22 protein-coding genes are annotated in these 25771 nt (G+C 67.5%); 15 read left to right on the top strand and 7 right to left on the bottom strand.

Features of this window, described 5'->3' with window-relative positions:
* The gene (locus tag VVS03_RS10600; protein ID WP_368534679.1) at positions 1-885 is read right to left on the bottom strand and encodes a PTS sugar transporter subunit IIA; all 885 of its coding nucleotides are present in this window, start codon (positions 883-885) and stop codon (positions 1-3) included.
* 263 nt (positions 886-1148) lie between these two features.
* Between VVS03_RS10600 and VVS03_RS10595 the strand changes: the two genes are divergently transcribed.
* Positions 1149-2543, top strand: a complete 1395-nt coding sequence (locus VVS03_RS10595) for a GntP family permease (protein ID WP_368520237.1) — start codon at positions 1149-1151, stop codon at positions 2541-2543.
* A gap of 103 nt (positions 2544-2646) precedes the next feature.
* On the opposite strand, the gene VVS03_RS10590 is transcribed toward VVS03_RS10595, so the two are convergent.
* Positions 2647-3147 (bottom strand): gluconokinase, encoded by a 501-nt coding sequence (locus tag VVS03_RS10590; RefSeq protein WP_368520129.1) that lies wholly within the window; start codon positions 3145-3147, stop codon positions 2647-2649.
* A gap of 167 nt (positions 3148-3314) precedes the next feature.
* Here VVS03_RS10590 and VVS03_RS10585 point away from each other — a divergent pair, with 167 nt between their 5' ends.
* From VVS03_RS10585 to rbsD, 6 genes are all read left to right on the top strand, one after another.
* Positions 3315-4325 (top strand): LacI family DNA-binding transcriptional regulator, encoded by a 1011-nt coding sequence (locus VVS03_RS10585; RefSeq protein WP_368534514.1) that lies wholly within the window; start codon positions 3315-3317, stop codon positions 4323-4325.
* Positions 4322-5854, top strand: a complete 1533-nt coding sequence (locus tag VVS03_RS10580) for a sugar ABC transporter ATP-binding protein (RefSeq protein WP_368520127.1) — start codon at positions 4322-4324, stop codon at positions 5852-5854. The genes VVS03_RS10585 and VVS03_RS10580 overlap by 4 nt, the downstream gene beginning before the upstream one ends.
* A 77-nt stretch (positions 5855-5931) precedes the next feature.
* Positions 5932-6846, top strand: coding sequence for an ABC transporter permease (locus VVS03_RS10575; RefSeq protein WP_368520236.1), 915 nt, complete (start codon positions 5932-5934; stop codon positions 6844-6846).
* A gap of 75 nt (positions 6847-6921) precedes the next feature.
* Positions 6922-7857, top strand: a complete 936-nt coding sequence (locus VVS03_RS10570) for a D-ribose ABC transporter substrate-binding protein (protein ID WP_368520126.1) — start codon at positions 6922-6924, stop codon at positions 7855-7857.
* A complete protein-coding gene (locus tag VVS03_RS10565; protein ID WP_368520125.1) occupies positions 7857-8801 on the top strand; it encodes a ribokinase in 945 nt (314 codons plus the stop codon). Before VVS03_RS10570 ends, VVS03_RS10565 begins: the two co-directional genes overlap by 1 nt.
* Positions 8802-8804: 3 nt before the next feature.
* Entirely contained in the window at positions 8805-9179 is a 375-nt protein-coding gene (gene rbsD, locus VVS03_RS10560; protein ID WP_070769273.1) for a D-ribose pyranase, read from the top strand.
* Here the strand turns inward: rbsD and VVS03_RS10555 are convergent.
* Positions 9176-9976, bottom strand: coding sequence for a (S)-acetoin forming diacetyl reductase (locus VVS03_RS10555; RefSeq protein WP_368520124.1), 801 nt, complete (start codon positions 9974-9976; stop codon positions 9176-9178). The genes rbsD and VVS03_RS10555 overlap by 4 nt on opposite strands.
* Positions 9977-10287: 311 nt before the next feature.
* On the opposite strand from VVS03_RS10555, the gene VVS03_RS10550 reads away from it, so the two are divergent.
* The 3 genes from VVS03_RS10550 (at position 10288) to VVS03_RS10540 (ending at position 15227) form a co-directional block, all read left to right on the top strand.
* Positions 10288-10680, top strand: a complete 393-nt coding sequence (locus VVS03_RS10550) for a (deoxy)nucleoside triphosphate pyrophosphohydrolase (protein ID WP_368534513.1) — start codon at positions 10288-10290, stop codon at positions 10678-10680.
* A complete protein-coding gene (locus VVS03_RS10545) occupies positions 10677-13805 on the top strand; it encodes a DUF3427 domain-containing protein (protein WP_368534512.1) in 3129 nt (1042 codons plus the stop codon). Before VVS03_RS10550 ends, VVS03_RS10545 begins: the two co-directional genes overlap by 4 nt.
* Before the next feature lie 129 nt (positions 13806-13934).
* Positions 13935-15227 carry an Nramp family divalent metal transporter gene (locus tag VVS03_RS10540; protein ID WP_368534511.1) on the top strand — a complete coding sequence of 431 codons (1293 nt, stop codon included), beginning with the start codon at positions 13935-13937 and terminating at the stop codon, positions 15225-15227.
* A 5-nt stretch (positions 15228-15232) separates the two neighbouring features.
* Here VVS03_RS10540 and VVS03_RS10535 read toward each other — a convergent pair whose 3' ends face one another.
* The gene (locus VVS03_RS10535) at positions 15233-16285 is read right to left on the bottom strand and encodes a thermonuclease family protein (RefSeq protein WP_368534510.1); all 1053 of its coding nucleotides are present in this window, start codon (positions 16283-16285) and stop codon (positions 15233-15235) included.
* A 162-nt stretch (positions 16286-16447) separates the two neighbouring features.
* Here VVS03_RS10535 and VVS03_RS10530 point away from each other — a divergent pair, with 162 nt between their 5' ends.
* The 4 genes from VVS03_RS10530 to VVS03_RS10515 all read left to right on the top strand — a co-directional run bounded on the left by VVS03_RS10530 (position 16448) and on the right by VVS03_RS10515 (position 21228).
* Positions 16448-17215: a LamB/YcsF family protein gene (locus VVS03_RS10530; protein WP_368520119.1), complete on the top strand. Its 768-nt coding sequence runs from the start codon at positions 16448-16450 to the stop codon at positions 17213-17215.
* A complete protein-coding gene (locus VVS03_RS10525) occupies positions 17208-18761 on the top strand; it encodes a carboxyltransferase domain-containing protein (protein WP_368520118.1) in 1554 nt (517 codons plus the stop codon). The genes VVS03_RS10530 and VVS03_RS10525 overlap by 8 nt, the downstream gene beginning before the upstream one ends.
* A gap of 2 nt (positions 18762-18763) precedes the next feature.
* Positions 18764-20494 carry a biotin carboxylase N-terminal domain-containing protein gene (locus tag VVS03_RS10520; RefSeq protein ID WP_368534509.1) on the top strand — a complete coding sequence of 577 codons (1731 nt, stop codon included), beginning with the start codon at positions 18764-18766 and terminating at the stop codon, positions 20492-20494.
* A gap of 119 nt (positions 20495-20613) precedes the next feature.
* Complete coding sequence (locus tag VVS03_RS10515; protein WP_368534508.1) at positions 20614-21228, top strand: GntR family transcriptional regulator; 615 nt, start codon at positions 20614-20616, stop codon at positions 21226-21228.
* 22 nt (positions 21229-21250) lie between these two features.
* Here the strand turns inward: VVS03_RS10515 and VVS03_RS10510 are convergent, their stop codons facing one another.
* Complete coding sequence (locus VVS03_RS10510) at positions 21251-22054, bottom strand: putative hydro-lyase (RefSeq protein ID WP_368534507.1); 804 nt, start codon at positions 22052-22054, stop codon at positions 21251-21253.
* Positions 22055-22138: 84 nt separating this feature from the next.
* A complete protein-coding gene (locus VVS03_RS10505; protein WP_368520235.1) occupies positions 22139-23302 on the bottom strand; it encodes an NRAMP family divalent metal transporter in 1164 nt (387 codons plus the stop codon).
* A gap of 449 nt (positions 23303-23751) precedes the next feature.
* Here VVS03_RS10505 and VVS03_RS10500 point away from each other — a divergent pair, with 449 nt between their 5' ends.
* Positions 23752-25047: an RNase H family protein gene (locus VVS03_RS10500; protein ID WP_368534506.1), complete on the top strand. Its 1296-nt coding sequence runs from the start codon at positions 23752-23754 to the stop codon at positions 25045-25047.
* A 95-nt stretch (positions 25048-25142) separates the two neighbouring features.
* On the opposite strand, the gene VVS03_RS10495 is transcribed toward VVS03_RS10500, so the two are convergent.
* On the bottom strand, positions 25143-25667 hold the full coding sequence (locus VVS03_RS10495) for a YdcF family protein (protein WP_368534505.1): 525 nt from the start codon (positions 25665-25667) through the stop codon (positions 25143-25145).
* Positions 25668-25771 lie beyond the last annotated feature (104 nt).

The raw sequence follows: 25771 nt of genomic DNA, 5'->3' as shown, positions 1-25771 counted from the left end.
TTACCGGCCTTCCTGTGCGGCGGGGATGTCGTAGATTTCGCGGAGCGCGCGGTCGAGCTCCGCGGCGGAGGTGAAGTTGTCGATGACGTAGACCGGCACCCCCACGTCGCCCAGGGCGGCGGCGATTTCGCCGGAGGTCAGCAGGACGTCGGCCTCGCTAGCGCGCCCCTTCGCGGAGATGGTGTCGGTGGCCTCGACGGTGAAATACGGCGACCAGCCCCACTCGTCAAGCACGCCGTCCAGGGTGTTCTTCAAAAACAGCGAGGTGCCCAGCCCGTTGCCGCAGACGGTAAGTATCTTGCCCTTGCTCTCGACCGTGCCGTCGGGGCGCGCGGCGGGGACCGCCGCGCCGGTTGCGGCGGCCGCCGCGGTCTCTTCGGCCTCGCGGGCCTCGCGCTCGCGGCGCATAGCGATGGCGTTGGCGGCGGCGGTGGGCACGTGGCCGTCCAGGACGTTGCGCAGCTGGCCTTCGGAGGTGACGACGTCGAGGAGTTCGCGCTTGTCGGCATCGCCGAGCACGCGGGCCAGTTCCTTCATGGCGCGGGTGTGGGCGAAGTCGTCGCGGGCAGCCAGGGCTACGACCAGGGTGACCGGGTCGTTGGTGCCGTGGCCGAAGCGGACCGGCTCGGCCAGGCGCACCCAGCTGATGGCGGTGTGGCGGACCGCCTCCGAGGGCCGCGCGTGGGCGAAGGCGAAGCCGGGGGCGACGACGATATAGGGCCCGTTGTTGTCCACGGTCTCGATCATCGCCTGGGTGTAGTCGGCGGTGGCGGAACCGCTGGCCTCCAGCAGGCGGCCGGCGCGGGTGATAGCAGCGCGCCAGTCCGCGGCAGGCGCGTCCAGCTCCACGCCCCCGGGCGCGAGTAGGGCTCCTAGTTTGGACATGGTTTCTCCTTGCAGTTGTCGAATCCGTCAGCGTCAACTAGGGCGCCGGCCTGCGGTATTTACACCTGAATTTAGCAACCGGCACGCCGCGGACCCAAAAAGCAAATCCCGCAGGTGTGTTGTTTCCCAAGCTCACCGACACCCTGAATGCGGGGGTGCGCGTGTTAACTTGAGGTATTGGCCCCGTGCCCGCCCACGGCGACCGGAGCCTTCCCCCTAACTACACAAACCACCTAGGAAAAGAGGTTTGTCCAATGGAGACTATGGACACGTGGGAGCCGACGCTGGGCGCGGGCCCGCTGTTGGGCATCGCGGTGGCAGCCATCGCCCTGATTTTGGTGATGGTCATCTATTTCCGCGTGCACGCTTTCGTCACGCTGGTAACGGTGTCGGCGCTGACTGCGCTGGCGGCGGGGCTGCCCATCGCCGGGGTGGTCGAGACGATGACGGATGGCTTCGGGAGCACGCTGGCATCGGTGGCGCTTTTGGTCGGCCTGGGCGCGATGATCGGGCGGCTGGTGGAGGCCTCCGGCGGCGCGAAGTCGCTCGCCGATGCCCTCGTGGCCCGCTTCGGCGAAGACCGCGCGCCGCTGGCGCTGGGCATCGCCTCGCTGATTATGGGCTTCCCCATCTTCTTCGACGCCGGCCTGGTGGTCATGCTGCCGGTCATCTTCGCGGTGGCGCGCCGGCTCAACGGGCCGGTGCTGGCCTACGGCATCCCGGCCGCCGGCGCGTTCTCGGTCACCCACGTCTTCCTGCCGCCGCACCCGGGGCCGGTCGCGGCCGCGGAGTTCTTCAACGCGGACATCGGGCTCATTCTGGCGCTCGGCCTGCTGATCGCCATCCCGACGTGGTACTTCTCCGGCTACCGCCTGGGGCTGTTCCTGGGTAAGAAATTCCCCTTCGGCGTGACGGAGATGCTCACCGGCCCGGCTGTGAAGGAAGCGGAGATGCCCCACCGCCCGGCCTCCCCGGCGGCGGTGATTTCCGTGCTGCTTATCCCCTTGGTGTTGATCTTCTGCAACACGGGGCTGAACACGCTAGCGGCGGCCGGGGCCATCGACGGCGAGGCCACCTGGGCGCAGGTGCTCATCATGGTGGGTCAGACCCCCATCGCGCTGCTGATTACCACCTTCGCCGCGATGGCAATCCTGGGCCTGCGCCGCGGGGTGGACAAGAACGCGATGGAAAAGGCGATGGAGTCCTCGCTGGGGCCGATCTGCTCGGTGGTGCTCATTACCGGCGCCGGCGGCATGTTCGGCGGGGTGCTGCGCACCTCCGGCATCGGGGATGCGCTGGCGGATTCGCTGTCGGGCATCGGCATCCCGGTGATTTTGGCCTGCTACCTCATCGCGGTGGCGCTGCGCCTGGCGCAGGGTTCGGCGACGGTCGCGCTGACCACGGCCGCCGCGCTGATGGTCCCGGCGGTCGAGGCCGGCGGCTTCAACGAGGTCCAGCTCGCGCTCATCGTGCTGGCGACGGCCGCGGGCTCGGTCTTCGGCAGCCATGTCAACGACTCGGGCTTCTGGCTGGTCGGCCGCCTGATGGGCATGGACGTGGCCACCACGCTGCGCACCTGGACCGTCAACCAGATGCTCATCAGCGTGATCGGCTTCGTCTTCGCGCTGGTGCTCTTCGGGGTCGCCGCGGCCTTCTAACTCACGGTCTTCTAGCGGGCCGGGAGGGGGCCGCGGCTCGGGTGCGGCTTGGCCTTGGGCGCGGCTCGGCTTTAAGAGCGACCAAACGTTAAGAAGCCAGGCGTTAGGCGGCCAGGTACTCCGCCACCTGGCGGGCGATTTCCTCTTCCGGCTGGTCGACGTCGAAGACGGCGCCGGCTTCGTCGGCCTCTAGCGGTTCGAGGGTGTCGAACTGGGACTGCAGCAGCGAGGCCGGCATGAAGTGGCCGGCGCGGTGCTGCATGCGCTCGGCCAGCACGTCGAATTCCCCGGCCACGTGCACGAAAATGACATCGGGGCAGTGCTCGCGCAGGAGGTCGCGGTAGGAGCGCTTGAGCGCGGAGCAGCCGACCATGGTGCCCGCGGGCTGGGCGGCCAGCCAGGTGCCGATGGCGGTGAGCCAGGGCCAGCGGTCGGCATCGTTGAGCGGGGTGCCCGCGGACATCTTGGCGATGTTTTCGGCCGGATGCATGTCGTCGCCGTCGCGGTAGGCGTGGCCGGTCAGCGCCGCGACGTTGTGGCCGACGGTGGTCTTGCCGGAGCCGGAAACACCCATGATGACGACGTGGTAGGAACTCTTTGTCATTCTCCCGAGTTTAGTGGCGCTACCTGCGCGGCCAGCAAAGGGTGAGCAGGGGCACTTGACGGGGCGCGGTGTGAGGCCGTAAATTAAGCCGCAAACCACAATGCAAACGTTTGCAGCAATCGTTTGCACCCCTCCCCCTCCGACTGGGAAGAAGGTCCGCCCCTACCATGCCTGCCCACAGCGCCAACCTGAAAGACGTCGCCTTAGCCGCGGGGGTCTCGGTGTCCACGGCCTCCCGCGCGCTGGCCGGCAAGGACTCCATCTCCGCGGCCACGCGCCAGCGCGTGGAGCGGGCGGCCCAGGCGCTGAACTACCACCCGAATATCCAGGCCCGTGGGCTGCGCACCGCGCGCACCTACACGCTGGGCCTGGTCATCCCGACGCTGCTCAACCCCTATTTCGCCACCATGGCCGACGCGGTCCAGGCCCGCGCGACCGCCAACGGGCTGGCCACCATCATCACCTCCTACTCGGAGGACTCGACCCTCCTGCGCAACGCGGTGACCACGCTGTCGCAGCAGAACGTCGACGGCATGCTGGTCGTCCCCACCGCGGACGCGCTCTCCCTGCTCGGCGCGGTCAAGGCGGCCGGCACGCCGGTGGTCCTCATCGACCGATCGCTTTCCGGATCCGACCTGCCGACGGTGGTCTCCAACCCGGAGCCCGGGATTTCGGCGGCGGTGGAGTTGCTCTACGCGCGCGGGCACCGGCGCATCGGCTACCTGGCCGGCCCGGAGGAGCTGTCCACCGGCGCGGAGCGCCGGGCGGCCTTTAGTGCGGCGGTAGACCGCCTCGGCATCGGCGGCGACAACGTCTACCAGGGCGGCTTCGAGGTCTCGCAGGGCATCGCGGGCACGCGCGAGCTGTGGGAGGCCGGGTGCACGGCGGTCATCGCGGGCGATTCCATGATGACCCTCGGCGCGCTGGAGTACTGCCACCGCCAGAAGGTGCGCATCGGTAAGCAGCTGGCGCTGGTGGGCTTCGACGACCTGGACTATATGCGGGTCCAGCCCACGCCGCTGACCGTCATCGACCAGGACGTGACCCAGCTGGGCTACCGCGCCGCCGACACCCTCGTCGCCGCCCTGTCCGGCATGTCCCCGCCGGACGTGACCCTGCCGACCCGGCTTATCACCCGTCAATCGACCGAACACTATCTCCAGGAGGTGCCGCGATGAACCACCCGGTCATCATGCGGCTGGAAGGAATCAACAAATCCTTCGGACCCGTCAACGTCATCCGCGACGTCAGCCTCGACGTGCGCGCGGGCCAGGTGCACGCGCTGCTGGGCGAGAACGGCGCCGGCAAGTCGACGCTCATCAAGATGATGTCGGGCGTCTACCAGCCGGATACCGGCCGCGTCCTCGTCGACGGCGCCGAGGTCCAGCTGCCGAACACCAAGGCGGCGGAGGCGCTGGGAATTGCCACCATCCACCAGGAGCTCAACCTGGTGCCGACGATGTCCGTGGCCGAAAACATCATGCTGGGCCGCACGCCCTCGCGCTTCGGGCTGGTCAACAAGAAGTTCCTGCGCAACGAGGCGGCCGCCGCCCTGCGGCTTATCGGCCTGGACGTCAACCTGGACACGCCGGTCGGCGAGCTGGGCATCGCCCGCCAGCAGCTGGTGGAGATCGCCAAGGCGCTGTCGATGAACGCGCGCCTGCTCATCCTGGACGAGCCCACCGCCGCGCTGACCGGCAAGGAAATCGACCAGCTCTTCGCAGTGGTCGAGGACCTGCGCGCCAAGGGCGTCGGCATGGTCTTTATCTCCCACCACTTAGAGGAGCTGGCCCGGATCGCGGATTCCATCTCCGTGCTGCGCGACGGCAACGTCGTCGCCGAGGTCGGCCCGGACACCCCGGAAGCCGAGCTGGTCCGCCTGATGGTCGGCCGCGACATCGACAACCAGTACCCGCGCGAGGCGGAGGCGGCCGGCGAGGCTCTGCTCAGCGTGCGAAACCTCAGCACGCAGGGCAGCTTCGCAGACGTTAGCTTCGACGTCCACGCCGGCGAGGTCGTCGGCCTGGCCGGGCTGGTCGGCGCCGGCCGCACGGAGATCATCCGGGCCATCGCCGGCGCGGACAAGGTGGATTCCGGCGAGGTCCGCGTGGCCGGGAAGAAGCTCAAGCTGGGCGATATCGCCGCCGCCATCCGCGCCGGCATCGGGCACGTGCCCGAGGACCGCAAGTCCCAGGCGCTCATTTTGGACGCCACCATCGGCGAGAACCTCGGCCTGGCCACGCTGAATAAGACCAGCAAGGCCGGGCTCGCCGACCGGCGCGGCCAGAAGGCCCGCGCCCGCGAGGTGGCCGAGAAGCTGCGCATCCGCATGGCCGACATCGACCAGCCCATCCGGGACCTGTCCGGCGGCAACCAGCAAAAGGCCGTCTTCGGCCGCTGGGTGCTGGCCGGCTCCCGCGTGCTGCTGCTGGACGAGCCCACCCGCGGCGTCGACGTCGGCGCGAAGGTGGAGATCTACCGCATCATCAACGAGGTCACCGCCGCCGGCGGGGCCGTCCTGATGGCCTCCTCCGACCTGCCGGAGGTGCTGGGCATGTCCGACCGGGTGCTGGTGGCCTCCGGCGGGAAGATCGCCGGCGAGCTGCCGCCGACCGCCACCCAGGACGAGGTCATGACCCTCGCCGTATCCAACGTCACCAGCACGATTACCGAAAACCCCCACGACTTTGAGGAGATCGCCTCATGACCACCACCGCTACCGCCGCCAGCGCGCCCGCCGGCGCCCCGTCGGGCCCGAGCCGCTGGCACCGGGTATCCAACTGGATGATGAACAACGGCGCGCTTGTCGGCCTCATCGTCCTGTGCGTGGCGCTGTTTATCGCCACCCCGCACTTTTTGACCGTCAACAACCTGGTCAACATCGGCATCCAGGCCGCCACCGTGGCCATCCTGGCCTTCGGCATGACCTTTGTCATCATCACCGCCGGCATCGACCTGTCGGTGGGCTCCGTCGCCGCCCTGGGCGCAATGGTCTCGGCCTCCTTCTTCGTCAACACCGGCCTGCCGGGCTGGGTCACGCTCATCCTCGGCCTGCTCACCGGCCTGCTGGCCGGCGTCATCTGCGGCATGGCGACGGCCTGGGGCAAGATCCCGTCGTTCATCGCCACCCTGGCCATGATGTCGATCGCCCGCGGCGCCACCCTGGTCATCTCCCAGGGCTCGCCGATGCCGACCGCCGACGCCGTCAACTGGATGGGCTCCACCGTGGCCGGGGTTCCCATCCCGATCGTCATGATGGTCATCGCCGGCCTGGTGTGCTGGTTCATCCTGGAGCGCACCGTGCTAGGGCGTTCCATGTACGCCATCGGCGGCAACCTGGAGGCCGCGCGCCTGTCCGGCCTGCCGGTCCGCCAGATCCAGGTCGCCGTCTTCGGCCTGTCCGGCCTCTTCGCCGCCCTGTCCGGCCTGGTCATGGCCGGCCGGCTGACCTCGGCGCAGCCGCAGGCGGGCGTGGGCTACGAGCTGGACGCGATTGCGGCGGTGGTCATCGGTGGGGCATCGCTAGCCGGCGGCGCCGGCAAGGCCACCGGCACCCTGGTCGGCGCGCTGCTGCTGGCCGTCATCCGCAACGGGCTGAACCTGCTCAACGTCTCCTCCTTCTGGCAGCAGATTGTCATCGGCCTGGTCATCGCCCTGGCCGTGGGCTTCGACGTCATCCGTAACAAGACCGCTAACTAAATACTCTCCCCCTCCCCCCGGCGGCGCGCGGGAATACACCCCGCCGTCGCCGCAGAAGAAGTAAAGGAAAACCTCATGTCTGCATCCCGGACCCTTATCCGCAAGTCCCTGGCCGTGGCCTCCGTCGCCGCGCTGACGCTGTCCGTTGCCGCCTGCAATCGCGGCGAGGCCGCCAGCGAGAACGTCACCCTGGCGCTGTCGACCCAGACCAACCCCTTCTTCGTCGAGCTGCGCGACGGCGCCCAGGAAAAGGCCGACGAGCTGGGCATCAACCTGGACGTCCAGGACGCCTCCGACGACGCGTCCACCCAGACCAACCAGCTGAAGAACGCGGAGACCTCCGGCGCGGGTGTGGTGATTGTCAACCCGACCGACTCCGACGCCGTGGGCTCGGCCGTCCAGTCGCTCAACGCCGCGGACATCCCGGTCGTGGCGGTGGACCGCTCCTCGAATGCCGGTGAGGTCGCCTCCTTTGTGGCCTCCGATAACGTCGCCGGCGGCGAGCAGGCTGCCGACGCGCTGGCTAAGTCCATCGGCGAGGAGGGCGAGATCCTCGTCCTGCAGGGCATCTCCGGCTCCTCGGCCTCCCGCGACCGCGGCGAGGGCTTCGAAAAGGGTCTGAAGAAGTACCCGAAGATCAAGGTCGCGGCCAAGCAGACCGCGAACTTCGACCGCACCGAGGGCCTGAACGTGACCACCAACCTGCTGCAGGCCCACCCGAATGTCAAGGCCGTCTTCGCCGAGAACGACGAGATGGCCCTCGGCGCCATCGAGGCCCTGGGCGCGAAGGCCGGCAAGGAGGTCAAGGTCTTCGGCTTCGACGGCACCGAGGACGGCATCAAGGCCATCGAGGACGGCACCCTGGCAGGCACCATCGCGCAGCTGCCGGACGAGCTCGGCGCCAAGGCCGTGGAGCAGGCCGCTGCTATCCTGAACGGCGAGGACCCGGAAGCCGAAATCCCGGTCGAAGTTGTCACCGTCACCGAGCAGAACGTAGCTGAGTACAAATAATGACTGAACCGACCAGCACCCCGTCCACCGCGTCCGCCCAGCCCGGCCGTCTGGCCGTCGTGGGCTCCATCAACGCCGACCTCATGGTGGGCGTGGACCGTCACCCGCACCCGGGCGAGACCCTCCTGGGCAGCGGCGGCGGCATCCTGGCCGGCGGCAAGGGCGCCAACCAGGCCGTGGCCGCCGCGCTGCAGGGCGCGCACGTGGACTTCGTCGGCGCGGTCGGCGACGACCCCTACTCCGCCCCGGCGATGAGCCACCTGCACAGCAGCGGAGTGAACCTGGAGCACGTCGCGACCCGCTCCTCCACGACGACGGGCCTGGCGGTCATCACGGTCAGCGCGGACGGGGAGAACACCATCGTGGTCATCCCCGGCGCGAACGCCACCGTGGACGGCGGCTACGTCGACGCGCACTCCTCCGCGGTGGCGGCAGCCGACATCGTCCTGCTGCAGGGCGAAATCCCCGCGGAAGGTTTCGCGGCGGCCGCCCGGCACGCCCACCGGCTGGTGGTCAACCTGGCGCCGGTCATTGAGGTCGACCGGGACAGCCTGCTGCGCGCGGACCCGCTGGTGGTCAACGAGCACGAGGCCGACCTGGTCCTGGCCCAGCTGGGCGCGCCGGTAGCCTCGGCGGACCCGCACGATTTGGTCCAGGCGCTGCTGGAGGTCGGCTTTAACAGCGTCGTGCTCACCCTCGGCGCCCAGGGCGCCCTGGTGGGTGATGGTTCCGGCCTGACGGATATCCCCACCCCGCGCATCCACGCGGTGGATACCACCGGCGCCGGCGACGCCTTCACGGGCGCGCTGGTGGCCCGGCTGCTGGCCGGGGCATCGCTTAACGATGCCGCCCGGCACGCCGCCCGCGTCGGCGCTTTTGCTGCCCTTTCTGCTGGCGCCCAGCCGTCCTACCCCGGCTTGGACGCGGAACTACCACAGGTATAAAACATGCGTAAACAAGGAATTTTGAACCCCGAGCTGACCTGGGCGATTAGCCGCCTGGGCCACACCGATACCTTCGCCATCGGCGACTGCGGCCTGCCGCTGCCGGACGGCGTGAAGGTCATCGATTTGAGCCTCGTCTTCGGCGTGCCGAGCTTCGCGGACGTCGCCCGAGCCATCCTCAACGAGGTGGTCGTGGAGGCCGTCGCGATTGCCGACAGCACCCCACGCGAAATCCGCGAGCTACTCCCGAACGTGCCCGTCCGGGAGACCACTCACGAAACACTGAAGAACCGGCTCGCGGAGTGCCGGTTCATCGTGCGCACCGGGGAGACTACCCCGTTTGCTAATGCGATTTTCCGCAGTGGCGTCGCCTTTTAGTGGAAGACCATGCCGCCGTCGACCACTAGGGTCTGGCCGGTGACGTAGTCCGAGTCCTCGCCGGCCAGGAAGGAAATCGCCTTGGCGACGTCCTCAACCTCGGACAGGCGCTTGAGCGTGATGTTCTTGGTGAACTGCTCCCAGCCCCACTCCTCCGGCTGGTTGTTGCTCTTCGCCAGGTCCTGGGCGAGCTTTTCCATCAGCGGGGTGCGGACAATGCCCGGGGCGTAGGCGTTGACGGTGATGCCGTCGTCAGCCAGGTCCTGGGCCGTGGTCTGGGTCAGGCCACGGATGGCGAACTTGGTGGAGGTGTACAGCGGGATACCCGGGTTGCCCTTCACACCGGCCTGGGAGGCGGCGTTGATGATCTTGCCGCCGTGGCCCAGCTCGCGCAGCTTCTTCGCCGCGGCCTGGATGCCCCAGATGACACCCTTGACGTTGATGTCGTAGATGGTGTCGATGTCCTTTTCGGTCACGTCGAGGATATCGATCTGCGGCGCGATGCCGGCGTTGTTGACGATGACGTCGAAGCCGCCGAGCTTCTCCACGGTCTGGTCCACCGCCGCGTAGACCGAGTCCCGGTCCGCCGCGTTGACCTCGATGGCGATGGCACCGGCGGCCTCGCCGCCCAGGTCCTCAGCGACCTTCTGCGCGGTGTCCAGGTTCAGGTCCCCCACCGCGACGCGGAAGCCATCCCGGTGCAGGCGCTTGATAGCCGCCTCACCGATTCCCTGGCCGCCGCCGATCATCAGGGCGACCTTGCCGTTTTCTACGCGTTCCGTAGCTTGAGCAGACATTGGTTTTCTCCTTAAGTCCAGCACGTTGGAATCCAACGTAAACTTCTGAATGTGCTCATCCATTAGCCTACTCCGCACCAGCAAAAACGGCATCAACATTAGCTACGAACAGGTATTTCTCGTGAAATTAACCCGGTGCCCGATTGTTTTTGGGTCTTTTTGATTGAATTTTGGCGCACATCTTACTGCTAACGTTGCCTCTGTCACTGCGTTCGGAGAACAGGGCGGTCGGGGGTAGCGAAGATCCGCAGCTACCCAGCGGGTTTAGCACTTGTCCATCCGAGTGCCCGGCAGATGTTCATAATGAAAGAATGAGCGTTGTCATACGAGTTGTGGGCGCGGTCTTCCGCGCCGAGGACAAGATCTTGGCGTGCCGCAAAGCCCCCGGCAAGTCGCTTGCCGGCTACTGGGAGTTCCCGGGCGGCAAGATCGAGGCCGGCGAGTCCCCGGAGGAAGCGCTCGCGCGCGAAATCCGCGAGGAGCTGTCCGTCACCGCCGAGGTGGGGTCGCAAATGACCACCACGACGCACGAGTATGACTTCGCGACCATCGAGCTGACTACGTTCTGGTGCACGATCTCCGCGGACACCCCGCAACTGAGCGATCATGACGAGGCCCGCTGGGTCACCGCGGCCGAGGCCGCCGAGCTGACCTGGGCGCCGGCCGACGTCCCGGCGCTCAAGCTGGTGGTGGACGCCCTGTGAGCCACCACCCCGACGACTCCACGCTGCCCTTCGGCTACTACGAGACTCCCCTCTCCGCCCGGGTGCGGGAGGAGCTGCGCCGGAAAGAGGCCGCCTACCCTACCGCCGGCTTCCAGATTGCCGACGGCGCGAGCGAGGAGGTCTCCCGCCGCTACCAGGCTGCGGTCTCCCAGGGCATCGCCAGCATCCTCGAGCAAAAGCTTCGCGAGCTGACCAAGCCGGCCGACCGCCTGGCATTGGTCAACCGGCTGACCTCGGCTCTGGGCGCCGAGGAGGCCATCGATAGCGAAGAGTTGCTGTATGCCATCTTCGACACCGCGCTCGCCAGCCCGCCCCAGATGCCGGAGATCCCTTTCCATTCGAGCGCCCTTTTTACCAACGCGCCCGAGGAATCGAACCTCTGGACCGAACTCGACCGCGAGATCAAGACCGCCGACGAGGTGCACCTCCTGTGTGCTTTCGTGAAGAACACTGGCGTTTCTGCGCTTACGGAGCAGTTCGAGTACCTCCGCGATAAGGGCATCCCCCTGCGGGTGTTGACCTCTACGTACTGTGGCGCGACCGACGCCCTGGCGGTCAAGACCCTGGTGGAGCGCTACGGCGCGCAGGTGCGCGTGTGCTACGAGCACAAGAGCACTCGCCTGCACGCCAAGGCCTGGTTGTTTAAGCGTAATTCGGGCTTCGATACCGCCTTCATCGGCAGCTCCAACCTCTCCCGGTCCGCGTTGGTAGACGGCTGGGAATGGAACGTGCGCGGTTCTAGCAAGACCACACCGGAGGTCATCGATAAGTTCATCAAGACTTTCGATACGTACTGGCACGACCCCCACTTTGTGGATTTCCAGCCCGAGCGCGACTTCGACAAGCTCGATAGGGCCCTACTCCTGGCCCACGGCGGCGAGCGCAAGAACGAGTCCCTGGAGATCTCCGGCCTGCGGGTCGAGCCCTTGAGCTCTCAGCGGCCGATGCTCGAGGCTTTGGAATCCGAGCGCACCGAACACGACCGGCACCGCAACCTGCTGGTGGCGGCAACGGGTACTGGCAAGACCGTCGTGGCGGCCCTGGACTACCGCAACCTCTGCGAAAAATTCGGCCGCCGGCCGCGCCTGTTGTTCGTGGCGCACCAGAAGAGGCTTCTCCTCCAGGCCCAGCGCACGTACCGGGAGGTGCTCTCCGATGCCACCTTCGGCGAGCTCTTGGTCGATGGCCAGCGGCCCGGCCAGTGGGACTACGTCTTCGCCAGCGTGCAGTCCCTTAAGCCCGCCATCCTTGATCAACTGGCCCCCGATCACTTCGACGTCGTGGTCATTGACGAGTTCCACCACGCCGAGGCGAAGAGCTACCGCCGCATTTTGGACCACTTCGCCCCGCAAGAGCTGTTAGGGCTTACCGCCACGCCGGAGCGCGCGGATGGCGAGAACGTGCAGAAGTTCTTCGATTACCGCGTCGCCTACGAGCTGCGGCTGTGGGACGCCCTGCGCATGCAACGGTTGACGCCCATGCACTACTACGGCATCGCCGACGGCACGGATCTGACCGGGGTGACCTGGAACCGCCGGACCAACGGATACGACATGAACGAGCTCAGCGAGCTCTACGTCAAGGCCGGGCAGAAGCGCACGCGGTTTATCATCCAAGAGATCGAAAAGCGCGTCCTCGACATGTCCGAGCTCAAGGCACTGGGCTTTTGTGTGTCCGTCACCCACGCTCAGTTCATGGCCCAGCAGTTCACCGAGTTCGGAATCCCGGCCAAGGCCATCGACGGCAACACCCCGACGAACCAACGCGAAGCGATTATCCGCCAGCTCCAGGACGGGGACATCAAGGTGATTTTCGCCGTCGACCTTTTCAACGAGGGCGTGGACATCCCCCAGGTCAACACGTTGCTGCTCCTGCGCCCCACGCAGTCCCCAGTAGTCTTCATCCAGCAGCTGGGACGCGGCCTGCGCCTGTCCGAGGGCAAGGACTCCTGCCTGATCCTCGACTTCATCGGGCAGCAGCACCAAAACTTCGACTTCACGGAGCGCTACCAGGCGCTGACTAAGAAGCGCGGGCAGAACCTGGTCAAGGAAGTTGAGAAGGGCTTCTATTCCATGCCGGCCGGCTCCAATATCAGCCTGGACCGGGTGAGCCAGGAGCAGATTCTGCGAAGCATCAAGAAGGCTGCCAGCAGCTCGCTGAAGAAGATCAAGTCCTTGGTCGCGGAGATCCGGACGACCGATTTGTCGCAGTTTTTGGCCGAGTCCGGCATCGATATCAGCGATATTTACAAGACCCGCCCCAACCAGTACTCGTGGACCCGGTTCCTTCGGGAGGCTAACCTCCTGCCAGGCGACGCCGACGAGACCGAGACCTTCTTGCTCAAGCGCCTGCGCACCATGCTGCATATCAACGATCAGGACCGCGCGAACGCCTACCTGCGCTTGCTGGATCCGGACGGCCCCGACCCGGAGAACCTGGAAGGCGACGACCGCGCGTATGCACGCATGCTGGTCTTGTCGTTCTGGGGTGGGCAGTCGACCGTCACGCCGCCCGAGGACTTCGCTGCAGCGCTCCGCCTGCTGCGCAACTACCCCGCCGTGCGCACCGAGCTGGGGCAAATCATGGAATACGCCATCAGCTCCGCCCGCGTCATCCCGCGGCCGACGGGCATCTCGCTACTCAAAAGCCACGCCGAGTATTCGCTGTCCGAGCTCGTCGCCGCCATGGAAGAGCGGCCGCTGCCCAAGATGGTCAGTCTCCCGCGCGAGGGCGTGCGCTACTTCCCGAACCTGAACACGGATCTGTTCCTGGTGACCTTGAAGAAGCGCGAAGATATCAGCGCCTCGACCGATTACCATGACTATCCGGTCTCCCCTGAGCTCATGCGCTGGGAATCCCAGAACAGCACCACGCTAAAGAGCAAGACCGGGCAGCGTTATATTCACCATCAGGAGCTCGGCGGTTCCATCGCCATGGCGACCCGCTACCTCAGCAGCAACGAGGTGGGAACGGCCTCGGCCTATACCTTCCTGGGCAAGGTCGATTACGTCTCCCACCAGGGCGAAAAGCCCATCAAATTCGAGTGGGCCCTGGAGCGGCCCATGCCGGAAAAGCTCTTCGTCGAAGGCCGCACCGTGGCCTAGAACAGCCGGGCAACGCCCGGATCGGAGGAAGGCGACAACTTTCTTCCAAAAATTAACGTGACGCACGGCACATCGGAGTACAGTGACTTCCATCACTGTTCCCTAGTGTCGCCCGTGAAGGAGTGCGTCATGGAAGCTGCCCCTGCTGCCCTTCCGGTTGGTGCGTCCGGTGGCTCGCCGGCTGCTGATGAGGGCCAACAGAAGGTTCGCTGGACCCTGGTGGGGCCCGGCCTGGTGGCGGCGGCCACCGGCGTGGGCGCGGCGGACATGGTGGCCACGATGATTGCGGGCCAGCGCTACGGCTTTGCGCTGCTGTGGGCGGTCATCCTGGGCACGTTCATGAAGATCGTGCTCGTGGAGGGCGTGGGCCGCTACAGCCTGGCCACGGGCAATACCATCTTCCACGGCTGGCGGGAGCTAGGCCCGTGGACGGCTTGGTACTTCGCGCCGTACATCGTGATTTGGGGGCTGGTCTACGGGGCCGCGGCGATGTCGGGCACCGGCCTGGCGCTGTCCGCCCTCTTCCCCGGCACGAGCCTGAACATGTGGGCCATCGGCACCGGGCTGGTCTGTTTCGCGCTGACGTGGCTGGGCCGCTACCAGCTCTTTGAGCGGATCTCCGCGGTGCTGGTGGGCATCATGTTCGTCACCGTCGTGGGCGTCGCCGCGATTACCGCGCCCAACCTGCCCGGGATCATCGCCGGACTGGTCCCCACCGTCCCGGATGGATCGTTCGTCTACGTGCTCTCCATCGCCGGCGGCGTGGGCGGCACTATTACCCTGGCCGCCTACGGCTACTGGCTGCGCGAGAAAAAGTGGTACACCCCGAAGTGGATGAAGGTCATGCGCCTGGACAACTCGGTGGCCTACCTCGTCACCGGAATTTTCGTGCTCGCCATGCTGGTGCTGGGCGCGGAGCTGCTCTACAGCGCCAACGTGGCGGTCTCCGACAACGACGAGGGCTTGGTCGACATGGCTGACGTCCTGGAGGCCCGCTACGGCACCGTCCTGTCCAAGGGCTTCATCGTCGGCTTCTTCGCCGCCGCTTTCTCCTCCTGCCTGGGCGTGTGGAACGGGGTGTCCCTGATGTTCGCTGACTACATCGGCCACCTCAAGAAGCTGCCGCAGGACGATCCCTCCACCAAGACCGGCGGCAAGTACTACCGCGCCTACCTGGTCTGGCTGACCTTCCCGCCGATGCTGCTCCTGCTGCTGGGCAAGCCCACCGGGCTTATCATCACCTACGGGGTCCTCGGCGCGTTGTTCATGCCGTTTTTGGGGCTCACCCTCCTGGTGCTGCTCAACACGAAGCTCACGCCGAAGCGCTGGCGCAACGGCTGGATTGTCAACACCCTGATGGCGGTCATCTCCGTCGCGTTCGTCTACCTGTGCATCACCCAGGTCGCCGGGTTCTTTGACTAAAGGCCCTAGCCAATCTGCACCTTGGTCGAGCAATCAATCTTGGCGTACGGACGGCCCTGGTTGTCCACCGAGGTCAGCGCGTAGTTTCCGCCGTAGGCGCGGCAGCCGTTGTAGGTATCCGGCGCGGGTGCGGCGGGGGCTGGTGCGGCGGGGGCTGGTGCGGCGGGAGCTGGTGCGGCCGGGACATCGTTGGCCGGCGCGGGGTTGGCCGGCGCGGGGTAATCGGCGGTGTTGGGGCGGGCGGACTCGCCGGTCGGGCGGTGGGCTTCTTCCTGGCGTTCTTTATCGCGCTCGGCCTTCTCGACCGCGTCGGCGCGCTCATCGTGGAGGCGTTCCTCGGCCTCGTCGAGTTCGGCGCGGCGTTCGGCCAGGATGGTGTTGAGGCGATCGACCAGGTAGGTGCCGTAGAAGGCGTTGCGGGCGCCGCCCTCGATGGCGTCCAGATCGGCGCGGCGGGCGGCGGTGCCGGCCAGCAGCTTGTCGATGGCAGCCACCTCGTCACCGGAACCATAGGTCGTGGTTGGGGACGAGCTCAGCGCGGTGGCAGCTTCGCCACCGTCGGTGGCGAAGCACTCGGGACCCACCTCGAAGATGCCGCGGCGGTCCTGCTGGGCGGCATCGACGGCCGCCTGGACGGGCGGGTAGAACTTCCGGTTCTCACCGACCAGCATGGCCGCGGCCAGGCCCTCCTCCGCGATGCGCGCGTTGACCAGCTCATCGTCCAGGAAGACGCCGGCGAGCTCACGGCCGTATTTGTCCTGGCGCTCGACGTCGTATTCCAAACGCACGGCGGTGCCGGCGGGCAGGAGATCTGCCAGGAAATCGCGGGCTTCCTCCGCCAGGCAGTCGGCGGGGCGGCCGTCGCGGGCGAGCTCCGAGGTGTCGATGTTGAGCAGGCGGACGCGCTTGTCGCCGTCGGCGGTGTGCACGTCGATGGTGTCGCCGTCGATGACGCGGTTGACGGTGGTTTCCTCTTCCCCGCCGCCCAGGATGGCCACCCCGGCGACCGCGGCGAGGGCCACCCCGCCGACACCCAGAAGCGCTTTCCCAAAACCCATTGCGCAGGTCCTTTCTGTAAGAACAAAATCTTTCAGATCTTAGCCTGCCGGGGCTGTGGGGGTAGTCGGGGAATCCGTGAAACGTAACCCTATTCACAAATCGGCGTGACGCGCGCTACACTGGATCTATCAGATTGTTCAACAATTTTAGGGATGGTGTTGATGTCTTCGCTTGTTATTGATCTCAACGCAGACTTGGGTGAGACGACCGCCGGCAACCCCGTGGCCGATGACGCGGCCATGCTGGAGCTGGTCTCGTCTGCCAACGTGGCCACCGGCTTCCACGCCGGGGACCCGCACTCAATCGCGCAGACGGTCCAGGCCGCGGCCCGCGCCGACGTGGTCATCGGCGCGCACGTGGGCTATAACGATGCCGCCGGTTTCGGCCGCCGCTTCATCGACTACGCCCCGGCGGAGCTGGCCGATGAGATTACTTACCAGATCGGCGCGCTGGAGGCCCTGGCGCGCGCGGCCGGCACCCGGGTGCGCTACGTCAAGCCGCACGGGGCGCTCTACAACACCATCGTGCACGATAAGGCCCAGGCCCAGGCGGTGATCGACGGCGTGCGCGCCTTCGGCGACCTGCCGCTGATGCTGCTGCCCGGCGGCGTGGCCGTGGACATGGCCGAGGACCAGGGCCTGACCGTGGTGCGCGAGGCCTTCGCCGACCGCAACTACAACGCCGACGGCACGCTGGTCTCCCGGCGCGAGGCGCACGCGGTCATGCACGACCCGCAGGCCGTGGCCGACCGCGTCCTGCAGGTGGCCCGTACCGGCTCTATCACCGCCTACGACGGCACCGAGCTGGCCGTCGATGCCCAGTCCGTGTGCACCCATGGCGACTCCCCCGGCGCCGTCGAGCTGCTGCGCGGCGTGGTGGACCTGCTGGGCCAGGAAGGCGTGGAGATTCGGAGCTTCCTCGATGTCTAACCCCACCATCCACCCGGTCGGCACGCGCGCGATGCTCATCGACTTGGACGGGCTCGACCAAGTCATGAGCTGGCACGCGGAGCTGTCAGCGCACCCGCTGCCGCACCAGGTCGACTGCATCGCCGCCGCCACCACCCTGCTGGTCACCTTCGACGCCCCGCGCGCGGCCGAGCTTGCCGCCGAGCAGCTGGCCGAGTTCCAGCCCACGAAGGCGGGCCGACGCGAGCCGCGCACCGTGGACATCGACGTGCGCTACGACGGCGAGGACCTAGCCGACGCCGCGGAGCTGCTCGGCATGTCGGAGCAAGCGCTCATCGACTGGCACACCTCCACCACCTGGACCGCCGCCTTCGGCGGCTTCGCGCCCGGGTTTACCTACTGCGCGCCGGAGGACCCCAGCCAGGCCAAGGCCGTGCCGCGCCGCCCCGACCCGCGTACGGCTGTGCCGGCGGGCGCGGTGGGCATCGCGGGCGATTTCTCCGCGGTCTACCCGCGTGTGTCCCCCGGCGGCTGGCAGCTCATCGGCACCACGAACACCCCGATGTGGGAGTCCCACGCGGAGCCGCCGGCGCTGGTCCAGCCCGGCGACCGGGTGCGCTACAACGCCGTCCGCGAGCTGCCCGAGCTGACCCGCGACCACGACGGGGCCAAGAAGTCCCCGGCGCGCCTGCCCCGCATGGAGGTCGAGGACGCCGGCCTGCTGACCCTGTACCAGGACCTCGGCCGGCCGGGCCGCGGCGACCTGGGGGTTACCCCCTCCGGTGCGGCGGACCGCGCGGCGGCCGCCACCGCCAATATCGCGGTGGGCAACCCGCGCAATGCGACGGTGCTGGAAAACATCGGCGGCATCCAGCTCAAGGCGCTGACCGACACGGTCATCTGCGTCACCGGCGCGACCGCCGTGGTGCGCGTGGGCGAATACCCGCTGCAGCTGGCCCGGCCCATCCTGGTCACCGCCGGCACCACCCTGACCGTCAGCCCGGCCATTACCGGCATGCGCTCGTACATCGCCATCCGCGGCGGCATCATCGCCGACACGGAGCTGGGCTCTTCCGCCACGGACGTGCTCTCCGGGCTGGGGCCGGACCCGGTCCGCGCCGGCGAGGTCATCGGCGTGCTGCCGCGCTCGAACGCCATGACCGACGCCCAGCTGTCCAACCCGCTGCGCGTGCGCGACGACAACGGCACCACCACCGGCGTGCTGCGCTGCGCGCTGGGCCCGCGCGACGACTGGTTCGGCGAGAACGTCCAGCAGTTCCTGGACACCGAGTGGACCGTCACCTCGGACTCGAACCGCGTCGGCCTGCGCCTGGCCGGGGATGCCACCATCGAGCGCGTCGTCGACGGCGAGCTGCCCTCGGAGGGCATGGTGGCCGGCAGCGTCCAGATCCCGCCGAACGGCAAGCCCGTGGTCTTCCTGCGGGACCACGCCGTGACCGGCGGCTACCCCGTCGTCGCCACCGTCTTGGAAGAAGATATTGATATTGCCGCCCAGCTCCCGCCCGGGGCCCGGGTCCGCTTCGAACTAGTCTCAGGAGTCAACTAACCATGGCCATTTCTGCTGTACTGATTGCTAACCGCGGCGAGATCGCCGTGCGCATCGCCCGCGTCGCCCGCGACCTGGGCATCCGCTCCATCGCCGTCTACTCCGAGGCCGACGCCGGCGCCCTGCACACCGTGGTGGCCGACGAGGCCTACGCCCTGCCGGGCAACTCCGCCGGTGAAACCTACATGAACATCCCGGCGCTGCTGGACATCGCCGTGCGCGCCGGTGCGGACGCCATCCACCCGGGCTACGGCTTCCTGTCGGAAAACTCCGAGTTCGCCCGCACCGTCAGCGCCGCCGGCCTGACCTGGATCGGCCCGGGCCCGGACGCCATCGACCTGCTGGGCGACAAGATCGCCGCCCGCCGCGTGGCCGAGGAGGTCGGCGCCCCGCTGGCCCCGGGCACCTCCGATCCCATCGGCGACTGGCAGGAGGCCCGCGCCTTCGCCGAGGAGCACGGCCTGCCGATCGCCATCAAGGCCGCCTACGGTGGCGGCGGGCGCGGCCTGAAGGTCGTGGACACCATGGAAGAGATCGAGGGCGCGTTCAACTCCGCCGGCCGCGAGGCGATGGAGGCCTTCGGCCGCGCCGAGTGCTTCGTGGAGAAGTTCCTGGTCCACCCGCGCCACGTGGAGGCCCAGGTCCTGGCGGATACCCACGGCAACGTGCGCGTGCTAGGCACCCGCGACTGCTCCACGCAGCGCCGCTTCCAGAAGCTCATCGAGGAGGCCCCGGCCCCGAACCTGACCGAGAAGCAGTACCAGGGCATCATCGAGGGCTCCCGCGCCATCTGCCAGAAGGTCGGCTACACCGGCGCCGGCACCGTGGAGTTCATCGTCTCCGAGGACGGCACCATCTCCTTCCTGGAGGTCAACACCCGTGTCCAGGTCGAGCACCCCGTCACCGAGGCCGTGACCGGCGTGGATATCATCGCCGAGCAGTTCCGGATCGCCGCCGGCGAGGAGATCTCCATCGCGGAGGATCCGGTCTCCCACGGCCACGCCTTCGAGTTCCGCATCAACGCCGAGGACATCCTCAACGGCTTCGCCCCCTGCCCGGGCACCATCGTGTCCTTCGAGCCGCCGACGGGCCCCGGCATCCGCGTCGATGCCGCCGTGCGGACCGGGTCCATCGTGCCGCCGTACTACGACTCCCTGATTGCCAAGCTGGTGGTCTGGGGACCGACCCGCCAGGTGGCCCTGCGCCGCGCCCAGCAGGCGCTGCAGGAGTTCACCGTCTCCGGCGTGCGCACCGTGCTGCCCTTCCACCGCGACATGGTCAACAACCCGGCGCTGACCGGCGACGAGCTGGAGCTCTACACCGACTGGGTGGACCACAACTACCGCCCGTCTGCCGGACACCAGACCGAGCAGGTGGAGGCCATCTACACGCAGCGCCGCACCGTTGCCATCGAGGTCGACGGCAAGCTAATGAACATCGGCCTGCCCGTCGAGTTCTTCCAGGCGCCCGCCGGGGCCACTAGCTCCGCCGCGCCGGCCGGCGGCGAGGCCAAGGCCGGATCCGCCGGGGCCGTGACCGCCCCATTCGAGGCCAACCTGGTCGAGTGGAAGGTCGAAGACGGCGCCGAGGTCGCCAAGGGCGATGCCATCGCCACCATCGAGGCCATGAAGATGGAATCCGCGGTCAAGGCGCCCAACGCCGGCACGATTTCCATCAAGATCGACGCCGGCGAGCGCGTCACCCCCGACGACGTCATCGCCACCATCAACTAACCCCCTACCCCGCCGCGTCCCCCGGGCGGCAGTGCGGCCCCCTTTTCGCGGGGCGGTGCCGCCAAGCAGAAGGGCCAAAGTGCCCTGCTAGCCGGGGGTGCGGCATTAGACTGTTACGCATGCTTTCTCAGACCGTCGCGGCGGACCTTAGGGACGCCATCTCCCGGGGCGAGTACCAGCCGGGCGAGCAGCTCAGCGAGGTCAAGGTGGCCGCGCGCTTCGAGTGCTCCCGCAACACCCTGCGCGAGGCCTTCGCCCGGCTGACCGCCGAGCGGCTGGTGGAGCGCATCCCCAACCGCGGGGTTTTCATCGCCACCCCGGACCGCGCCTATATCCAGGATCTCTTCCGCGCCCGCGCCGCCATCGAGCCCTCCGGGGTGCTGTGGGGCGAGTTCGCAGACGCCGACGCGCTGGTCGCGCTGACCGAGTCCGCCCGCGCTTTCGCCGCCCGCGGCGAGCACCAGGAGGTCTCCAACATCAACCAGCGCTTCCACCGGGCGCTGGTGGCCGCGCTCGGCTCGCCCACGCTGGACGAGCAGATGGGCAACCTGCTCGCGCGCATGCGCCTGACCTTCCTGCTGGTCATCCCCCGCTACCCGCTGCTGCACGCCGATCACATCGACGGCAACGTGCAGCTGGCCGGCCTTATCGCCCGCGGCGAGCGCCGCGCGGCCGCCGATCTCTCGCACGCGACGCTGCGCGCGAGCTGCGAGAAGATTCTGGCTGTGGTTTAAGGCCGTGTTTTAGGCCGGCGGCCTAGGGCACCTGGTAGCCCAGGTCGCGGGCGTCGGTGACCAGCATCTGCCCCGGCGCGTGGGTAATCGCCAGGCGCGGCGCCGAGTTCATCACCACCGCCTGCGGGGTCACCCCGCAGGCCCAGAAGACCGGGATATAGCCGGCCGGCACGTCGATGGCCTCGCCGAAGTCGGGCGCGTCCAGGCTATCGATGCCAATCGCCGCCGGATCCCCCACGTGCACCGGCGCCCCGTGGACGCCGGGGTAGCGGGAGGTAATCCGCACGGCATCGGCTACCTGGGAGGCCTTAATAGGCCGCATGGAGACCACCATCGGCCCGCTAAAGACCCCGGCCGGGTTGGTGGCAATATTCGTGCGGTACATGGCCACGTTCTTGCCCTGGGCGATGTGGGGGATCTCCACGCCGTTGTCCAGCAGAGCGGTCTCGAAGGTGAAGGAACAGCCGATGAGGAAGCTGACCATGTCCGGGGTGTAGAAGGAGGTGGCATCGGCAGTTTCCTGCGTCAGCTCGCCGTTTTCGAAGACGCGGTAGCCCGGGATATCGGTGCGGATGTCCCCGCCGGCCAGCAGGCCCGAGGAGTGCTGGCCGGCCTCCAGCACGCCCACGATGGGGCACGGCTTGGGGTTGCGCTGGGCGAATAGTAGGAAGTCGAAGGCGTATTCCTGGGGCACGGCCAGCAGGTTGGCCTGCATATAGCCGCGGGCCAGCCCCGAGGTCGTCGGCAGCGGGTGGTGGCGGGCGAAGGCGCGCACCTCCGCCGGGGTCGAATTCGGGTTGAGTTGCTGGGTGCCTTCCGGTGCCATGGGGTGGCCTTCCTTCTTGTTATTTCGCTGGGGTGCTGGGATTAGGGTGCTGGGCCTAGGGCGCTGGGACTAGGGTGCTGCCGCCTAGGACCAGAGGGCGGCGATGCCGCTGAAGGCCATCACGCCGATGAAGATGGTCAGGAACCAGGCGAGGACGCCCAGGACCAGCAGCCAGGTCGGGTACTTGTAGCCCTGCAGCAGGTCGCGGCGGCGCCAGGCCACCCACATCACGATGGCGAAGCCGATGGGCAGGATGAGGCCGTTGATGGCTCCGGCGAAAATCAGCAGGGTCTGCGGGGCGGAGTTCAGCACCACGAAGGCCACCGCACACACGGCGATGAAGGCGACGGTGGCGAAATTGCGGACCTTGTCGCTGGAGTTCTGGGAGGTCACGAAGGACACGGAGGTGTACGCCGCGCCGATGACCGAGGACAGGCCGGCCGCGAACAGGACCACGCCGAAGGCGCGGAGGCCGAATTCGCCGGCGGCGTGCTGGAAGGCATCGGCAGCAGTGTTGTCCTCAGACAGGGTGACACCGGTAGCGACCACGCCCAGGACGGCTAGGAAGAGCAGCACGCGCATGATGCCGGTGATGATGATGCCGGAGACCGAGGTGTAGGTGATGCTCTTGACGTTCTCGACGCCGGAGTAGCCGGTGTCGATCAGGCGGTGCGCGCCGGCGAAGGTGATGTAGCCGCCCACGGTGCCGCCGATGATGGTGGTGATGACAAACGGGTCGATGGTCTCCGGGGCCACGGTGTTTTTGAGGGCCTCGCCCAGCGGGGGCTGGGAGACGATCGCCACGTAGAGCATGAGCAGGATCATGATGGCGCCGAGTGCGGCCACCAGCCGGTCCAAGGCCATGCCGGCGCGCTTGGACAGGAAGATGAAGATGGCAATGGCGGAGGCGATCAGGCCGCCCCAGCGGGCGTCGAGGCCCAGCATGGCGTTCATGCCCAGGCCGGCGCCGGCGATGTTGCCGATGTTAAAGACCAGGCCGCCAAAGAAGACGAAGGCGGCCAGCACCCAGCCGAGCCCCGGCAGGACCGTGTTGGCCAGGGTGTTGGCGCGCATGCCGGACACACACAGCACGCGCCAGACGTTGAGCTGGATGGCGATGTCAACGATGATCGACACCGCGATAGCGAACGCGAAGGCAGCGCCTATCTGGACGGTAAAGACAGAGGTCTGGGTCAAAAAGCCCGGGCCGATGGCGGAGGTCGCCATGAGGAACATGGCACCCGCCATGGCGCCAATCCCCTTCGAGGCCGGGGACTTCTTCTTGGCGCCCGAGGGGGAGGCGGCGGCATCGGCAGCCGGTTGGGTGGTGCCTGCGGCCTGGGCGGAACCCTGGGCGGGGCCCTGGTTGTCGCTCTGGTTGCTGTGGGCGGGGCCCTGGTTGGAGTCCCGGCCTGGGGTCGAGCCGGTGTGAGAAGTGGATTCGGGTGTCTGTGCACTCATTGTTTTCCCTCCGCGATATAGGTCACACAGGTTTGTGATGCGCATCATCTTAGGGGGTTGTTGAACAATATGTAAAGGCGAACCCCACCCGCCTAACCCCGTGGGCATCGTGGGTACCCCGGGGGAGGCAGTTGGCTGGTGGTTGGTGGGCGGTTGGTTGGCGGTTGGTGAGCGCTGGCAGGTTAGTGCCTACCCCGGGGAACGGGCCCGGATGCCCGTACGGTTTACTAGTAGGCATGGAACCCGTCGATCTCGCCGCGCTGGTAGGTACAGAATCGCGTACTTACCGATCGAGAAAGGTCACCCCGCAAATGCACAACGCGCCGGTGCACGTGGCCATCGCCATGTGGGACATCCCCTGGAAGTCCGCCGCCGAGGGCAAGCTCAACGGGTGGGTCATCGCCGTGGATGCCAAGCCCGGCCCGCGCTTCGTCCGCACCGGGCGCACCACGGAGGAAGACACCGTGGGGCCCGTGATGCGCGACCTCAACGACGCCATCAACGGCATCCGCAGCTTCAACGGCGCCAAGAAGAAGGTATGGTGCAACGTCGGCCGCCGCCGCGGGGCGCTGCGCCTGGAGCTGGAGAAGCAGGGCTACCTGGTCACGGGTAGTTTCTCCGAGTACAACCGCGCCTGCCCGCGGGCCAGCAAGCTGCGCACCGTCGAGGAGACCAAGGCCAAGCGCCAGGGCAAGCGCAACGGGCAGTCCCCCAAGCGCAAGCCCACTCCCCCGCCCGCCACGGAGGCTCACTGGTGGCCGCAGTTCTCCGACTTTTCTAACGCTAACGATGCCACCCCCACCCGCATCGCCACCGATGCCTCCTCCGACACCAACATCAAGGGCGCGTCGTGTTTCGTCGCCAGCAACGGCGACTACCAGCTACTTACCCGCCGCACGAAGGCCTCCACGGACGAGCTCGAGCTCGAGGCCCTCACCCTGGCCTTGAAGTACCTCGTGCACACCGATGCCACCGACGTCCTCATCGAGAGCGACAGCCAGGCCGCCCTACGCGCCGTCGATTACATCACCGGCCAGGGCAAGCTCGGCAAGCGCTGGCGCGGCATCCACCCGGGCGCGCTCTCCCGCTTCCAGCAGGCCTGGAAGGACAACCAGGGGCAGCGCAGCATCACCTTCCGCCGCGTCATGGGACACTCCGGCGACCCGCTCAACCGCGCCGCCGACAAGATCGCCATCATGGGGCTGCGCGCCATCGCCTACCGGCAGAAGGAGGTCCGCGACACCCTGGCGGAGGGCATCGATAAGGCCCTGCAGGAAGCCGCGAAGGACGCCCACAAGCGGGCGGCGTCGCGCCTGCCCGAGTCGGTTACGCGGGGGTCTGAGGCTGGTTCTCGGTCCGGGTCTGGGTCTGGGTCTGGTGCTGGGTCTGGGTCTGGGGCTGGTGCTGGGTCTCGGGCTGGTGCCGGGTCTGGCTCCGGCGCGCGGAATAAGCGGCGACGGGGCGGGCGCCGCGGGGGACGTCGTCGCAGTGGGCGCCGGCGCGGAAGCCCGGGCGCGGGGTCTGGGGCCTAGGTTTTTCGGGCCTAGGTTTTTGGGCCTAGTTTTTGGGGGCTGGTTCTGGGGCCTGTTTGGGGGCTGTTTAGGGCCTGTTTGAGGCTAGTTTGGGGCTAGTCGGGGCGGCCTTCGAGGCGGTGCCGGAGGCGTCGCCAAGCGCAGCGCAGCGCAGAATGCGGCGTCGCGGCGAGCTCGCGGGCATAGTTTTGTAGTTTGTAGCCCTTCGGGGTCGGCGCGGCGACCGTGTGGATGGGAATCTTGAGGTGCCAGGCCCAGAGCCGGGTGCGCAAGATGTGGAAGTTGCTGGTGACGACGGTCATCGTCGAGCCGCGGGGTATCAGGCGCGCGGAATTTTCGAGGTTTTCGTTCGTGCTGGTGGCCAGGGGCTCCAGGATGATGCGCTCCGGGTCGATGCCTTGGGCGGTGAGGTAGTTGTGCATCGGAAGCGCTTCCCCGTGCCCGCTGACCACGATGGGGGCTTGGGGGCATGCCTCGGCGAGGCGGGCGGCGGCGGCGAGGCGGGCGCGGAGCAGCGGTTCGGGACGACCGGCGGTGGTGCGGGAGCCGAGGACGACGATGGGGGCCGTCGGGACAAGTGATGGTCGCCGGGAGGCTTCTCCGCCGTCGTTTTTAAACATAAGAATTAGGATACTTGAGGGCGTTTGCCGCCCCATTCGGCGCCGTCAATGCCTATTTCTGCCAGAGGTTACCCCCGTTTTACTAACAATGTGACCATCTAGAA

Origin of the sequence: Corynebacterium sp. LK2537 (genome assembly GCF_040946485.1) — a bacterium.
Classification (GTDB): domain Bacteria; phylum Actinomycetota; class Actinomycetes; order Mycobacteriales; family Mycobacteriaceae; genus Corynebacterium.
The sequence above is the reverse complement of the archived record's forward strand: the minus strand, read 5'-3'. Positions and strand labels throughout refer to the sequence as shown.

Excerpts from the sequence above, each read along its gene's own strand:
- VVS03_RS10590 (WP_368520129.1), bottom strand. The coding sequence starts at position 3,147 with ATGACAAAGAGTTCCTACCACGTCGTCATCATGGGTGTTTCCGGCTCC.
- VVS03_RS10500 (WP_368534506.1), top strand. The coding sequence starts at position 23,752 with ATGGAACCCGTCGATCTCGCCGCGCTGGTAGGTACAGAATCGCGTACT.
- VVS03_RS10530 (WP_368520119.1), top strand. The coding sequence starts at position 16,448 with ATGTCTTCGCTTGTTATTGATCTCAACGCAGACTTGGGTGAGACGACC.
- VVS03_RS10565 (WP_368520125.1), top strand. The coding sequence starts at position 7,857 with ATGACTGAACCGACCAGCACCCCGTCCACCGCGTCCGCCCAGCCCGGC.
- VVS03_RS10555 (WP_368520124.1), bottom strand. The coding sequence starts at position 9,976 with ATGTCTGCTCAAGCTACGGAACGCGTAGAAAACGGCAAGGTCGCCCTG.
- rbsD (WP_070769273.1), top strand. The coding sequence starts at position 8,805 with ATGCGTAAACAAGGAATTTTGAACCCCGAGCTGACCTGGGCGATTAGC.
- VVS03_RS10575 (WP_368520236.1), top strand. The coding sequence starts at position 5,932 with ATGATGAACAACGGCGCGCTTGTCGGCCTCATCGTCCTGTGCGTGGCG.
- VVS03_RS10515 (WP_368534508.1), top strand. The coding sequence starts at position 20,614 with ATGCTTTCTCAGACCGTCGCGGCGGACCTTAGGGACGCCATCTCCCGG.
- VVS03_RS10570 (WP_368520126.1), top strand. The coding sequence starts at position 6,922 with ATGTCTGCATCCCGGACCCTTATCCGCAAGTCCCTGGCCGTGGCCTCC.
- VVS03_RS10495 (WP_368534505.1), bottom strand. The coding sequence starts at position 25,667 with ATGTTTAAAAACGACGGCGGAGAAGCCTCCCGGCGACCATCACTTGTC.
- VVS03_RS10525 (WP_368520118.1), top strand. The coding sequence starts at position 17,208 with ATGTCTAACCCCACCATCCACCCGGTCGGCACGCGCGCGATGCTCATC.
- VVS03_RS10520 (WP_368534509.1), top strand. The coding sequence starts at position 18,764 with ATGGCCATTTCTGCTGTACTGATTGCTAACCGCGGCGAGATCGCCGTG.
- VVS03_RS10540 (WP_368534511.1), top strand. The coding sequence starts at position 13,935 with ATGGAAGCTGCCCCTGCTGCCCTTCCGGTTGGTGCGTCCGGTGGCTCG.
- VVS03_RS10585 (WP_368534514.1), top strand. The coding sequence starts at position 3,315 with ATGCCTGCCCACAGCGCCAACCTGAAAGACGTCGCCTTAGCCGCGGGG.
- VVS03_RS10600 (WP_368534679.1), bottom strand. The coding sequence starts at position 885 with ATGTCCAAACTAGGAGCCCTACTCGCGCCCGGGGGCGTGGAGCTGGAC.
- VVS03_RS10550 (WP_368534513.1), top strand. The coding sequence starts at position 10,288 with ATGAGCGTTGTCATACGAGTTGTGGGCGCGGTCTTCCGCGCCGAGGAC.
- VVS03_RS10580 (WP_368520127.1), top strand. The coding sequence starts at position 4,322 with ATGAACCACCCGGTCATCATGCGGCTGGAAGGAATCAACAAATCCTTC.
- VVS03_RS10505 (WP_368520235.1), bottom strand. The coding sequence starts at position 23,302 with ATGGCGGGTGCCATGTTCCTCATGGCGACCTCCGCCATCGGCCCGGGC.
- VVS03_RS10595 (WP_368520237.1), top strand. The coding sequence starts at position 1,149 with ATGGACACGTGGGAGCCGACGCTGGGCGCGGGCCCGCTGTTGGGCATC.
- VVS03_RS10510 (WP_368534507.1), bottom strand. The coding sequence starts at position 22,054 with ATGGCACCGGAAGGCACCCAGCAACTCAACCCGAATTCGACCCCGGCG.
- VVS03_RS10535 (WP_368534510.1), bottom strand. The coding sequence starts at position 16,285 with ATGGGTTTTGGGAAAGCGCTTCTGGGTGTCGGCGGGGTGGCCCTCGCC.